The following is a 13,692-nucleotide window of genomic DNA, read 5'->3' on the forward strand; positions in this document are numbered from 1 at the left end:
CATTATATAACATAACTAAATAGATTCCTATTTTTTTATCTCGAAACTCACTTTTTTTATTGCCCTAAGTAATAATAGTCCCTCCCCGAAAAGTCTGTGCGCCTTGCGCTCAGTTCCTACTTGTCGAGAAGCGACTTTTACTTTTTGATCATTTGTTTATTATTAAACCTTTGCCTCACGGTCAGTTGTGATTAAGTATCGGCTTACTTTTAATCAATGGTTTCCAGAATTTCTTCTATTTTTCTTCTTGTTTTAGGACGATGGTCTCTATTTTTGTAACCAAAGGCAATCATGCAGGATAACCCAAAATGGACCGGGTCAAGAATGCCTTCTTTAACCAGAACCGCTTCCACCTTTTCAGTATTAAAGCCTTCCATGGGGGTAGAATCGACTCCCAGCATGGCGGCGGCGGTTAGCATATTTGCGAGTGGAATGTAGGTTTGTTTGCCGGCCCAGTCGAAAAAGGCCCGATCATTTCCGACGATTTTCAGATCGTCCGCCTGAAAGCTCGCCAGCTTATTTTTTCGCGCCTGTCTCAAATCGTCGCTAAAATGTTGGATATCGTTCATTATATACTCCACGTAGTCGGAGTCCGGTTGGAGATCAACGGATTTTCTGGCCAGAATCAGGACGAAATGACTGGCACCATCCAAACTGACCTCCGCACCCCAGGCGAAGGGCTTAATTTTCTCGCGGATCACCCGGTTATTCAGTAACACAAATTTCCAGGGTTCCAGCCCCATTGAGCTGGGCGACAGCCGCGCCGCCTCCATAATCACCGTAAAATCTTCATCACTAACTTTTTTATCGGCATCGTAACCCTTGCAGGTATAACGATTATTAAATATATTCAGAATCAGGTCTCTTGTTTCTTCCTTTTTCAACGTACTCGCCTCCTGTTTTTTCTCTTTTGTTTTTAGCTATTTTTTTTATATTCCCCCGGAACAGGACTTCTAACAAAAATATTCGTTTTTTTGCTGATCTTCCCCTTTCCTGCTGCTGTTTATTTTCTCTGTATTCGGGTAAACTAATAAAATCCTAGTAATTTATCTGATTAAACGTGAAAGAAGGGGATCTGCATGAATATAATTGAAATCAATCAGTTGACAAAATATTATGGAAAACATCGAGGCATCGAAAATGTATCCTTTTCTGTGAAAGAAGGTGAGATCTTCGGTTTCATTGGTCCCAACGGAGCTGGTAAATCTACCACGATTCGGGCCCTGCTATCGCTGATTCATCCGACCAGCGGTTCGGCTACAATTTTCGGTAAAGACTGTATTAAGTACGGCAATGAAATTCGCCGGGACATTGGCTACCTGCCTTCAGAGGTTTTTTATTATGAGCATATGAAGGTTCGCGAAGTGCTCAATTATTCGGCCAGCTTTTATGAAAATGTGGACTACCGACGGATCGAAAGTTTGGCTGAAGTCATGGATCTTGATTTAAATAAGCGCATTGACGACCTGTCCTACGGAAACAAAAAGAAAGTAGGCATTATTCAGGGACTGCTCCATGAACCCAAACTGATTATTCTGGATGAACCTACCGGAGGTCTGGACCCACTGATGCAACAGAAATTTTTTGACCTGATCCAGGCGGAAAACCAGAACGGTGCCACGGTTTTATTCTCCTCTCACATTCTTTCTGAGGTTCAAAAGCTGTGCGGCCGAGTTGCCATCATCAAGGATGGCACCATTGTTCGCGTCGAAAATATCCGGGATATGCAAAAGCACAATTATAAAAAATTCACCCTGGATTATAAGGGAATTATTGACGTGCACCACTTTAACCTGGAAGGGGTTACTAATTTAACGGTCAGTGAAAACACCCTCCATTTTTTATTTAAAGGAGATATTAATCGCATAATTGAGCGGCTTCAGGGTCAGAACCTTTTAAATCTACTGGTTGAGGAACCCAGTCTTGAGGAAATTTTTATGCATTATTACCAGAAGGAGGATCTGCCATGAACATCCTAAAACAGGAGTTGCGGATGGGCCGAAACGCACTGGTCGTCTGGTGTATCTCACTGATTGGGATTTTAAGCCTTTTTATGCTGCTTTATCCGTCTATTTCCGGCCAATTGGAAGAATTTGAGAAGGTTTTTCATAGCCTCCCCATTGAATTTCAACAAGCGGCAGGGGTTGCCGACCTGGATCTTTCCAGCATTCTGAGTTTTTATCAATTTGCCCTGACCTATGTTTTACTGGCCGGTGCCATCCAGGCCATGAACCTCGGTGTTTCGGTTATTTCTGCTGAAGTCCGGGAAAAAACCGGAGACTTTTTATTTGTCAAACCAGTCAGCCGAAATCGGGTGATTTCCATGAAAATCCTGGCCGTACTGGTTCAGATTCTGATTACCAATGCCGTCGTTTTTACAACCGCTCTGATTCTGGTGACCGTGCTTGGCACTGAATCCTATGATTTTAAACTCTTTACCCTGGTTACCCTGAGTTTACTCTTTCTTCAGGTTTTCTTTGTCAGCCTGGGGCTCTTTGTGTCCGTTTTCTTAAGACGAATCCGAACCGTTTTACCCATTAGTATGGGCGTGGTCATTATTTTTTATATTATCCACCTGCTTAATGAAACATTAAAAGATGTAACGCTTGGACTGGTGTCCCCTTTTGACTATTTTAATCTCTCGGAAATAACCAAAAGCATGAACTACGATTCACTGAATTTACTGTTATGGTTTGTTTTGGTGGGGCTGTTTATCTTCTTAACCTATAAGCTTTTTGCCAGAAAAGATTTGCCATCGATCTAACCCAAAAGGAGGCATAACCAATGAATGTGTTTAAAAAAGAAATGAAAGCCAATCTTAAGTCGTTGATCATCTGGGGCTGTGCCCAGGTTTTTATTATCTTTGCCGGAATGATGAAATATCAGGGATTTGCCGATTCCAAGGTGGACATCAATGCCCTGTTTGATGCTTTTCCAAAAGAGATAATGGTCGTTTTTGGTCTCGGCTCGGTGGATATCAGTAAGGTTGCCGGATATTATTCGGTCTTCTTTCTCTACTTTATGCTACTGGCTGCTGTCCATGCCGTAATGTTTGGGGCGGTCGTGGTATCCAAGGAAGAACGGGATCACTGTGCTGATTTTATTTATACCAAACCAATTCGCCGATTTCAGGTGATCAGCCCCAAGCTGCTCGCCGGCGTTGTCAATATTCTGATATTTAACATGGTGACCTTTGCCGCTTCGGTTTTTTTCATTGCTCAGCACAACAATGGCGATGGCTTAATTGACAAGGTTTCCCTCACGATGCTGGCACTTTTTATGCTCCAGCTATTCTTTCTCGCTTTGGGAGCCATGTTTGGTGCCATTTTAAAAAATACCAAAAGAGCAACCGCTGTCGCATCCGGCCTGGTCATGGGTTTCTTTCTCTTATCGGTGGTTGTTGATTTATATGATAAGCTGGCGTTTCTTACGATCTTTACGCCTTTTAAGTATTTTGAAGGGGCCGCTTTGATGATCAATGATCAGCTTTCCTTTAACTCTGCCGCAATTTTACTGACCGTTACCCTGATTTTTTTCGGTTTAACTTTTGTGGCCTTTAGTAGGCGGGATTTAGCCACCTAATATTTCGCTTTCAGGGTATTAAAAAAGGGGTCATGCAAAATAGCGTATCACCCTCCGCCTTTACATGATCCCTTCTTTGCACAACATAAATTAGTCGTCTGAGCCTTTATCCAAGTGTCCCAAAACTCTGAATGATTTAAAACATCGATTGCCTTCCTTCAAAAACAAACCTGCCTATTTGGAACTCCCAGCCAAAACTGTTGTGATTTCCTCAGGGGAAATATCATAGCCATAGTAGCTCTTAAAGAAATCCGAAACGACCTGTTTCATATCAGTATCTGCAAACAAATCCGGATACATAATCGTCCCCAGCCACAATGGCAGCATGGCACCTTCTCCGCTTCTAACCGACCAGTTATAAACACCATAAGGGCAAACGTAAACCTTCTGGTTTTTAACAGCAGCAACATCAGCCAGCGTAGGATCACTCAAAATTGCGTCTTTTGCCGATTTGGTAAAGGCCATAATCACCTGCGGGTTCCAGGTTACGATTTGTTCGGTGTTAACGGATAAGCCGGTACCGGAAGTGGTATTGGTATAATCTTTAGCCACGTTAATTCCGCCGGCGGACTCAAAGTATTCATTGCAAATATCTTGTCCATTAATGGTTGAATAGGTGCCTCCCGCATAGCGAAGGCTCATAATGGTTACCTTATTTGCCGCTTCTACCTTAGCCGTCAGTTCCCCTGCTTTTTTAATATTTCCCTGATAATAATCAACGAATTCCTGCGCTTTTTTGACGCCATCTTCGCCAAAAATTTCACCGATAATCTTAAATGATTCACACATTCCCTCAACATTTTTTATATTATTAATGGCAACAAAGGGGATCTTGGCCTGGTCAAGCTGCGCTACTTGCTCATCTGAATAAACGCTGTCTGGTCCATAAACAACCTGAGTACCTGAAGCTATAACACCTTCGATGGAACCCGTATCATAATTATTCGGATTGCTTTCAAGATAATCCGGGAATACGGTCTTAAAGTAATCTGAAATATTATCCGTTGCGGCAGCTGAAATCATCCCCGGTCCCCCGACAATTTCAGTCATTTGCGCAAATGCACCAATCGCCGGAGCGGCTTTGGTAATTTGCGCTGGAATTTCAATTTCTACCCCTTCGCTATTGGTAACCATTCGGGTGATGGAAACCGTACTTGATGCTCCAACACTACAGCCTCCAAGACAAAGCGAAATGACTACCGCCATAACAACAACGGTACTTAACCATCTTTTTCTTTTCATTTTATTTCCTTCTTTCTTTGTTGATTGATGCGGCAATATTATTGCCACATCAATATGGTTTACTCTCAAATATTGGCTGACAAAAGCTAAAGGACTGGTCCTGATATTGATCTTCTAAGATGGCGATATGAACGCCATAGGTATCCGTCAGCGTGGCTTCGCTAAGAATCTCTGATACGTTTCCAACAAGGTAGCGTTTGTTATGCATCATCAAGACCACCTTGGCATTACATTGAAAAACATGGTCTGGTGAATGTGTGGTCATGATAACGCCCAACCCCTGCCTGGCTAAATCCTTAATATTTTGAATAACCTTTACCTGGTTGCCAAAATCAAGATTGGCGGTGGGCTCATCCATCATTAAAAAAACCGGTTCCTGTGCTAACGCTCTGGCAATGAGAACCATTTGCCGTTCACCACCACTGAGTTCGGTGTAGTTACGGTTTTTAAGATCCGCGATCTCCAGCCGCTCCAATAACGCGGACACAAAGTCATAGTCTTTTTTACCCGGCGATCCAAAGGCATCCATATGGGCTGTTCTGCCCATTACCACCACGTCCATCACTGTATAGGCAAACGGCGGCGTGTGCGATTGCGGGACATAACCAATCAGCCTGGCATAGTCCTTTTTTGAATAGCTGTAAATATCCTGGTCATTAATTGTAATGGTGCCTTTTTTAATCGGCAGGAATCGTAGAATTGTCTTAAAGAGGGTTGTCTTTCCAATCCCATTGGGTCCCAGCAAACAAAAAATTTCTCCCGATTCGATGGTGGCTGAAAAATCGTTGACGATAATCTTCTCACCATAGCTGCATTGCAAGTGGTTCAATTCAAGCTTCATGACCAATCACGTCTTCCCTTAAATAACATATAAATGAACAAGGGCGCACCAATCAGGGCGGTTAAAATCCCGATTGGCAGCTCGCCGGGAACAATTAAACGGGCGACATTATCCACAATCAGCATAAACAAGCCCCCACTGAGTAAGGTGATTGGCAAAAGCACCTTATAATTTGGCCCCACCAGCATCCGCGTTATATGCGGCATAATTAATCCGACCCAACCAATTGCACCACAAAGACAAACAGAAGAGGCGGTTAAAAGCGAGGCACAACAAATAATCGCTAATCGCGTTTTTCTGACATCAATTCCCAACGATTGGGCTTCTTCATCGCCAAAGGTCAGGACATTCATTTGCCAACGAAACAATAAGAGCGGTATCCCGCCAATAATCAGCACCAAACCCATAATTAAGATATTCTGATAGCTGCCCGATCGGGCAAAGCTACCCATCAACCAGAAGGTGATTTCGGGTAGTTTATCATCAGCATCTGCCAGATATTTAATCAGTGATGTCAATGCCGAAAAAATAGATGAAATAACCACCCCGGAAAGAACCATAATCAAGAGGGTGCCCTGGCTTTTCCCGACTAATTTTGAAAGTGCTAACACCAAAGATACTGCACCAATACCAAAAAAGAATGATAATAGATGTACCCCAATTGTGGGAAATCCCAATAATAACGCAATCGCGGCGCCAACGCCGGCGCCTCCGGCAACCCCCAGAATATCTGGGGATACCATTGGATTTTTGAATACACCCTGATAGGCCGCCCCGGAGGCCGACAGTGCGGCTCCCACTAATAACGCCAATATAATTCTGGGAATTCGAATTAAAAATAATACCGTTGCGGCTTTTTGATCTGCAGCATCGAGTGGCCGTTGGGTGATCTGGCTGATAAACAAATCTCTAATTTGAGCCAACGGAATATTATACTCTCCTAAAGATATCGAAATTGCTGCAATCATAATGATTAACACAACCAAAATAATACCGATAATCCAATTCTTTTGAGCGGCCCAATTACATTGGAATAACTGGACTTTTTTTTGTACCACCGTTTCTTTCAAAAAATGCCTCCCAAATCTATGCTAGATCCAGTGCCCGTATGGCGATCGCTATACTGATTACGGATCAATTATTAACTTCGTCGATGTGTTTGGGTCGCCACCACAAAACAAAACTTTTTGTTTGCATTAAAAAGGTAACTGTGCCATCCTTGTTTTTCGTTAACATGGCTTCCAGATTTGATTTGAAAATAGAAAGCTGTTCATCTGCAAAAGGCCGTAATTGTCTTAAATCAGCGTACGCCGCTTCATATGAAGGATACGTTTTTGTAAACCCATCATCAACCACTGAAATATTGGGGTCTAAACCCAAATCGTAGACCATATTGAAGGTAACATTATAACCGAGTCTTCGATCATTTCGGAAATCACCTGGCCTATTTGACGGCGTATCACTGGTGTTTTTAAACATGTCTTCCAGAATAACCGGAATATGGGGACCATTCGCCCAGCAAATGATAACCGCGGCCTTATTTGCCAGTTGATTTAGCTTCTTGATATCTTGCATGGCGACAGAGCGTGAGGCAATAACAATATCGTGCTTTTTTACCGTGTCATCCAGAACAATATCGTTCCAGTTCATCAACTGAGTGGTGACATTGGATATGCCTAAGGCCTCACAGTTCATCTGACAATACTCCAGCATTTTGGGGGATGCATCAACGGCTGTCACCTGCTTAACCCGAGGGGCAATCATCGATGTGACTCTTCCCGGACCACAACAAAGATCCAACACCGTATCCGTTTGACTTGTCGGAATGGCATCGATCTGAAGACGGGTATAGGCCTTTTCCATCTTTGCCATTTGATCATACATCGGCGCCTGCTTATCCCAAAATACCCCGGGGTCATAATCTGAACCAGGTTTTGGCCCATGTTGAGCGGTCTTCAGGGACAGCAGTTCTTCCCAATTAATTAATGATTTCATCGGGTATCCTTTCTTATATTTAGTCGATCACTAAGCAAAATTTAGCTATATTAAGTTTCAATTAATTCATAATACAATAAATATAGTTCAAAATCAATAGTTATTTTACATTTATTATAACATCGTTTTGTTATGTATAATTTTGTTTTTAACTAAAAAATATGTTTTTAAATAAATAAAAGTGATATAAAAAGTCTCTTCATATTCAGTGCTCCCTTAATCTAATTCTAAACAATTAAACAACACTATCCGATCTAAAGCACTGTAACCGCCTAGGATTTGTTCTTTCACACCCTTTTATTCCACGTAAAAAAGTATCCCGACCGTCAATACAGACTATTGGGATACTTTTTTGGTTTTAAAAAATAATCATGAAAAAGCTTGTCCGCCATTTTGTCAGTGGCAAAGGTTAAGCTGGATACTGTCGGTAACTTTAATACTCTACTCCTAAATAAATCGCCTAAAGCGGTTTTAGTAATTGCCAGCCGTTTCACCTTTTAACAGTTTAACAGCAGAACTGGTTCCGATGCGGGCACAGCCTTCGTTGATAAAGGCAATCAGATCATCCACGGATTTAACCCCACCAGCAGCCTTCATTTTTACAGCCGGGCCGATATTGGCTTTAAACAAACGGATGTCTTCAATGGTTGCCCCGGCGGTTCCAAAGCCGGTGGAAGTTTTGATGTAATCGGCTTTGGCATTGGTCACCAGCTTACAGACCGTCACCTTTTCGGCTTCGGTCAGGAAACAGGTTTCGACAATCACCTTAAGGATCTTGTCGCCGATGGCCTGTTTAATTTCGGCAATTTCATTTTGAACCACTTCATAGTCTTTGTTTTTCAGGGCAGTGATATTAATCACCATATCAATTTCTGAGGCCCCGTTGTTAACCGCCTCAACCGCTTCAAAAACCTTGGTGGCCGTGGTGTTATAACCCAACGGAAAACCGATAACAGTACAAATATTGAGTTTATCGCCGTAGGTTTCTTTGATTTTTTTTACATAAGTCGGCGGAATACACACCGACGCGGTTTCATAGGTGATGGCATCGTCACAGATCACCGTAATCTCTTCCCAGGTGGCAAATTGTTTTAACAGTGTGTGATCAATATGGCTTAAAATTTCCTTGTTTGTCATTCTCATTCTCCTAATTTTCGTAAATCAATGATGTAACAATTGTCGGTACTACGTTATCATGCTAAACTAATCCAACCACTCATTTGGCCATGGTGTCTTTGAGCTTTTCATAGATTTCGGTATAGGTATCAAAGACACCCTGATAGGTTGCGTACAGGTCTTTGTTGGGCTGTACCGAATACGCTTCTCTGACCATGCCTTTCGTTGCCGCATCAAAGGATGCGTAAGCACCGGAACCGACTGCCGCGACGATGGCGCAGCCCAGAACACTGGCACTGGCGTCTTCGGTGACAACAATTGGCTTGCCAGTGACATCAGCGATGATCTGCATCCAGGTGGCATCTTTGGTGACCCCACCGCAGCCTACAATGATGTTGATGGGACAACCCTGAGCTTCAAAGTTATCGATGATATTTTTAGTCCCAAGGGCTACGGATTCTAGCAGGGCCCGATAAATATGCGCTTTGGTATGACTCAGGGTTAAGCCGTAAATCACCCCTTTGGCATTGGCATCTTTGTAGGGAGTCCGATTTCCCTGGAAGAAGTCAAGGGCTACCAGACCTTCCGAGCCGGCAGGAATTTTGGCTACCAATTCATTCATATAGGCATAGGGGTTTTCATGGGAACTCATATCAAATTCCCGCATAAACCATTTAATAATCGAACCGGCCGAAATTTGGCCACCTTCTAATAACCACTGGTCGGGAACGATGGCATTGTTGTAAGGACCCCAAATTCCGTTTAGATTCAGTTTCTTTTCGGAAAAGGCCAGTTGGACAAAACTGGTCCCCATGATCATGGCCAGCTTGCCTTCTTTGGCAACACCTAAACCAAGCATCCCGATATGAGCGTCAATCCCGCCCTGAACAACCTTCATTTCCGGGTTGATATCGTAATGATCAGCAAATTCGCGGTTGATGATGCCCACAAAATCACCCACTTGTTTCACATCCAGAACCAGTTTTTCGGCATAGTCTTCCAAACCAATCTGTTCAAAGAATTCGCCGTTCCAACCGCCTTCACACTTAATATAATTCCATTTGCAGGTTGAATTACAAATCGAGGTGGCATAAACCCCGCATAACTGGTAGTTCATCCAGTCCAACTGTTCAATAATTTTATAGCTTTTAGAATAGATTTCTTTTTGATTGTTTTTAATCCACAGCACCTTGGGAAGCATCCATTCTACTGAATCTTCTCCACCGGAGTATTCTAAAACAGGGTGTTTGGTGTCATTGATGATTTTCATTTCTTTCTTGGCCCGGGTATCCATCCACATGATCGCATCGGCTAATGGGTTGCCTTTGTCATCAATCGGAATGACCGTTGATGAGGTAGAGCAGACACTGACCGCTTGGATGTTATGGCGTACTTCTTTTGTCAGTGACGACATCACATTTTTAACCGCTACATTAAAACAATTCCACCAGTCGGCCGGTTTCTGTTCGGCCCAGCCAGCCTGAGGATAAAAGGTTTCATAAACCTGTTCATCTCCAGCCATTACCGCCCCTTTAATATCTGTTACAATCACTCTGACACTTTGTGTTCCGGTGTCAACACCCATAAAATACTTTTCTGTGTTCATTAATTCTCCCCCCATGGATAAAACATTATTTTATTGTAGAAATAACCACCTTTGGCTATTTCAGCAAAAACGTTGGGCACTTCATCAAGCGGTAAACGATGACTGATAATGTCTTTAGCGGTCATGCCTTTTTCAGCAAACATTTTTAAGGATTCGGTCCAGTCTTCCCCGGGATAGGGTTTGGTAAACGAATTCCAGGAACCGATCAGACTCAACTGGCTTCGCATTAAGGTATCCAGTTCTTTTTCACTGAGATCCAGTCCTTTGTGGGAAATCCCCAGATAAACAACCCGGCCCATTTTGCTGGCCATTAGAATACATTGTTTTTGAGCCGCGGGTGCGCCCGAAAAATCAATGACGATATTGGCGCCTTTTCCAGCGGTGGCTTCCATAACCGCCGCTACGGCATCTTCTTTTAGGGAGTTGATGGTAACATCGGCACCGACTTTTTTGGCAATCTCCAATTTTTCATCCCAGACATCCACGGCAATCACCTGCGATGCCCCAGCCAGTTTGGCATATTGAGCAGCAAATAAACCAATCGGTCCAGTGCCTACCACACAAACCGAATCGCCTGGTAAAAAATTAGCCCGAGCCAAACCGTGATAAGCGTTGGCACATGGATCAATCGTTGCCGCATCTTCATAGGAAACATGATCAGGCACTTTTAACAGGTTGCCTTCTTTTACCGCTACATACTCTGCCAGGGCACCATTGCGGCGGGACCCATAATAGTCATAGTGTTCGCAGAGTGAGTAAATGCCTTTCTGGCACCATTCGCATTCAAAACAAGGAATGAGTGGCGGAACCACCACCCGATCGCCAACCTTGAAGTTTTTAATATCCGCACCCAGCGCGGTGATTTCTCCCGAAAATTCGTGACCGATGATAATCGGCGAAACATGGGCGCCATAGGTCAGTACCCGGGGAATATCAGATCCACACAGACCGACGGCCCGAACCTTTACCATTACCTCATCCGGCAAAACAATCGGCAGGGGAACCTCTTCCACCCGCAAATCGCCTGGTTTATACATAGATACAGCTTTCATTCTTTCCTCCTTAAAACCGTTGGTGTGAATTTAAAAGTGGCTTTAAATCGCTTTTTTAAGCAATGTAACCCTTTTCTTTGCGTCTAAAAAATATTGGCAGCTTTTCGAACTACCCATAAAAAAACGCCAGACCGTTTGAAATTTACTATCAAATTTCTACTACCGTTGGATTTAAACTCATTCTAACACCATAAACCAACGCTGTCAATATGATTGGCGTCAATTATTAACTTTTTTAAGTCTCCGGTAATTGTCAAAGTGTTTTTTTTAACGTATAATAAGAAAAAAGAACGGAGGCTCTCTCGTTGCCATCATTGTTAACTGAAATACGCACAAAGTATAACCTATTCTCAAGCACCCAAAAGGTGATTGCCAATTACATCCTAGATCATCCCGATACGGTTTCGCTGCTTTCCATCACCGAGCTGGCTAAAAAATGTCATACCAGCGAAACCACGGTCATGCGACTGCTAAAAAAGCTTAACTACAGTTCCTATCAGATTTTTCGGATTAATCTGGCTAAAGAGTTTTCAGACACGCCGTCAGAAAGCATCATTGAGGAGATTCTTGGGGATGATGACGTCAATACGATCAAGAAAAAAGTCATCGGTCATACCATCACTGCCATCAATGATCTGGAACATTCCCTAAAAAATGAGGTCATTGAAGAAGCCCTAAACATCTTGCTGGCCGCTAAACGGATACTTTTTTTCGGTGTTGGTGCCTCGGCCTCCATTGCCATGGATGCGATGCATAAGTTTGTAAAAATTGGGCTCAATGTCTGCAGTTATCCCGACCCCCATTTTATGAATATTATTGCCTCCCATGCCACCATTGATGACGTCTTATTTGCCGTCTCCCATACCGGTGAAAGCCTGGAGGTGTTAAGCACCGTTACCATTGCCAAAAAAAACCAGGCCAAGATCATCGCTCTGTCGAGTTTTGAAAATTCAACCCTGGCCCAGCAGGCGGATATCTTTTTATCCAGCTCCACCAACGACAAAAAATACCATTCCGAAGCGATGGCCTCCCGGATAGTCCAGCTAACCATCATCGATATCCTCTACCTGAGTGCCTTTATGCGAAATGAAGTGGTCTTTTACGACGCCCTCTCCGCTTCCCGGGATGCCGTTGGCCTGAACAAAACCTAAACTTTTAGAAAAGGAGATTTATTATGAGTATTATTACCTTTGTGGGAGCCGGACAAATGGCTTCTGCCCTGTCTTTTCCGGCCACAGAAAACGGCCATGAAGTCCGCCTGGTGGGTACTCACCTGGATCGGGACATTATTGATTCTGCTGAACTAACCGGTTTTCATCCAACCTTGAAACGCCAGTTACCCAAAGAGGGAATCAAGTATTATCAGCTCGAAGATGTGGAGCTGGCGCTGGATGGCACCAATGCCGTTTTGTGTGGGGTCAGCAGTTTTGGTGTGGACTGGTTCTGTGAAACAATCCTGCCGCTGATCCCCGACTCTGTTCCGCTGCTTTCGGTCACCAAAGGAATGATTGATTTAGAGGATGGTTCGATGATTACCTACCCCGATTACTTTTTAAGCAAACTGCCGGCGGGAAAGAAACTTTCCATTAATGCCATCGGCGGCCCCTGCACCAGCTATGAACTGGCCGACAAGGATCACTCGGCCGTAGCCTTTTGCGGTACCGATATGGAAATTCTACGACGCTTTAAAAAACTCTTTTCAACCGATTATTATCACATCAGTCTATCCACCGATGTGGTCGGGGTTGAATGTGCAGTAGCCCTTAAAAACGCCTATGCCCTGGGGGTTTCCCTGGCAATCGGTCTGGCCCTTGGTCCCGATGACACTGGTAAAGAACACTATAATTCCCAGGCGGCACTCTTTGGACAAAGCATTAAAGAAATGAAACAGTTACTTGCCATTGTCAACGGCGGCGAAGAAAATATTATCTATGGTGCTGGCGACCTATACGTCACCATTTTTGGCGGGCGCACCCGAAAAATCGGCACGCTTCTGGGGCGGGGCATCTCTTTTAAAAAAGCCATCGCCGAACTGGAAGGCGTCACCCTGGAATCGATCGTTATTGCCACCCGCACGGCCCGCTACGTCCAGCGTCTGGCCGAACGGGGCAGCATTAAACTCAAAGATTTTCCGCTGCTGATGCATGTTGATGACATCATCAATCACGGCGCGGCGGTGGCGATCCCCTGGGCTGATTTTGAGACTGAGAAATATTAAACCGTAGGATATGCCATGCTCAATAATTGGTTGGTCTGAT

Annotated in this window: 13 protein-coding genes; 5 read left to right on the plus strand and 8 right to left on the minus strand. The window is 43.7% G+C overall.

The annotated features are described in order from the left end of the window. Positions 1 to 209: 209 nt before the first annotated feature. Entirely contained in the window at positions 210 to 884 is a 675-nt protein-coding gene (locus U2P91_RS05345; RefSeq protein ID WP_322519221.1) for an NAD(P)H-dependent oxidoreductase, read from the minus strand. A gap of 195 nt (positions 885 to 1,079) precedes the next feature. Between U2P91_RS05345 and U2P91_RS05350 the strand changes: the two genes are divergently transcribed. The 3 genes from U2P91_RS05350 to U2P91_RS05360 are packed head-to-tail and all read left to right on the plus strand — an operon-like array spanning position 1,080 to position 3,582. After that, a complete protein-coding gene (locus U2P91_RS05350) occupies positions 1,080 to 1,970 on the plus strand; it encodes an ABC transporter ATP-binding protein (protein ID WP_322519222.1) in 891 nt (296 codons plus the stop codon). Continuing rightward, positions 1,967 to 2,764 (plus strand): ABC transporter permease subunit, encoded by a 798-nt coding sequence (locus U2P91_RS05355; protein ID WP_322519223.1) that lies wholly within the window; start codon positions 1,967 to 1,969, stop codon positions 2,762 to 2,764. The genes U2P91_RS05350 and U2P91_RS05355 overlap by 4 nt, the downstream gene beginning before the upstream one ends. 20 nt (positions 2,765 to 2,784) lie before the next feature. Then, complete coding sequence (locus U2P91_RS05360) at positions 2,785 to 3,582, plus strand: ABC transporter permease subunit (protein ID WP_111888454.1); 798 nt, start codon at positions 2,785 to 2,787, stop codon at positions 3,580 to 3,582. A gap of 174 nt (positions 3,583 to 3,756) precedes the next feature. Here the strand turns inward: U2P91_RS05360 and U2P91_RS05365 are convergent, their stop codons facing one another. The 7 genes from U2P91_RS05365 to U2P91_RS05395 form a co-directional block, all read right to left on the minus strand. Next, entirely contained in the window at positions 3,757 to 4,824 is a 1,068-nt protein-coding gene (locus tag U2P91_RS05365; protein ID WP_322519224.1) for an ABC transporter substrate-binding protein, read from the minus strand. 49 nt (positions 4,825 to 4,873) lie between these two features. Further along, positions 4,874 to 5,665: an ABC transporter ATP-binding protein gene (locus U2P91_RS05370; protein WP_322519225.1), complete on the minus strand. Its 792-nt coding sequence runs from the start codon at positions 5,663 to 5,665 to the stop codon at positions 4,874 to 4,876. After that, a complete protein-coding gene (locus tag U2P91_RS05375; RefSeq protein WP_322519226.1) occupies positions 5,662 to 6,735 on the minus strand; it encodes an iron ABC transporter permease in 1,074 nt (357 codons plus the stop codon). Before U2P91_RS05375 ends, U2P91_RS05370 begins: the two co-directional genes overlap by 4 nt. Positions 6,736 to 6,799: 64 nt before the next feature. After that, the gene (locus tag U2P91_RS05380) at positions 6,800 to 7,660 is read right to left on the minus strand and encodes a class I SAM-dependent methyltransferase (RefSeq protein ID WP_322519227.1); all 861 of its coding nucleotides are present in this window, start codon (positions 7,658 to 7,660) and stop codon (positions 6,800 to 6,802) included. Between the two features lie 471 nt (positions 7,661 to 8,131). Beyond that, complete coding sequence (deoC, locus tag U2P91_RS05385; RefSeq protein ID WP_111888458.1) at positions 8,132 to 8,797, minus strand: deoxyribose-phosphate aldolase; 666 nt, start codon at positions 8,795 to 8,797, stop codon at positions 8,132 to 8,134. Positions 8,798 to 8,876: 79 nt separating this feature from the next. Then, positions 8,877 to 10,382 (minus strand): FGGY-family carbohydrate kinase, encoded by a 1,506-nt coding sequence (locus U2P91_RS05390; RefSeq protein ID WP_322519228.1) that lies wholly within the window; start codon positions 10,380 to 10,382, stop codon positions 8,877 to 8,879. Next, entirely contained in the window at positions 10,382 to 11,434 is a 1,053-nt protein-coding gene (locus U2P91_RS05395; protein ID WP_322519229.1) for a galactitol-1-phosphate 5-dehydrogenase, read from the minus strand. The genes U2P91_RS05390 and U2P91_RS05395 overlap by 1 nt, the downstream gene beginning before the upstream one ends. 305 nt (positions 11,435 to 11,739) lie before the next feature. Here U2P91_RS05395 and U2P91_RS05400 point away from each other — a divergent pair, with 305 nt between their 5' ends. Together U2P91_RS05400 and U2P91_RS05405 are read left to right on the plus strand one after the other, a co-directional pair. Then, positions 11,740 to 12,585 carry a MurR/RpiR family transcriptional regulator gene (locus tag U2P91_RS05400; RefSeq protein ID WP_111888461.1) on the plus strand — a complete coding sequence of 282 codons (846 nt, stop codon included), beginning with the start codon at positions 11,740 to 11,742 and terminating at the stop codon, positions 12,583 to 12,585. A gap of 23 nt (positions 12,586 to 12,608) precedes the next feature. Next, entirely contained in the window at positions 12,609 to 13,652 is a 1,044-nt protein-coding gene (locus tag U2P91_RS05405; protein ID WP_111888462.1) for an NAD(P)H-dependent glycerol-3-phosphate dehydrogenase, read from the plus strand. Positions 13,653 to 13,692 lie beyond the last annotated feature (40 nt).

Origin of the sequence: Acetobacterium sp. K1/6 (assembly GCF_034438075.1) — a bacterium.
Lineage (GTDB): Bacteria > Bacillota > Clostridia > Eubacteriales > Eubacteriaceae > Acetobacterium > Acetobacterium carbinolicum.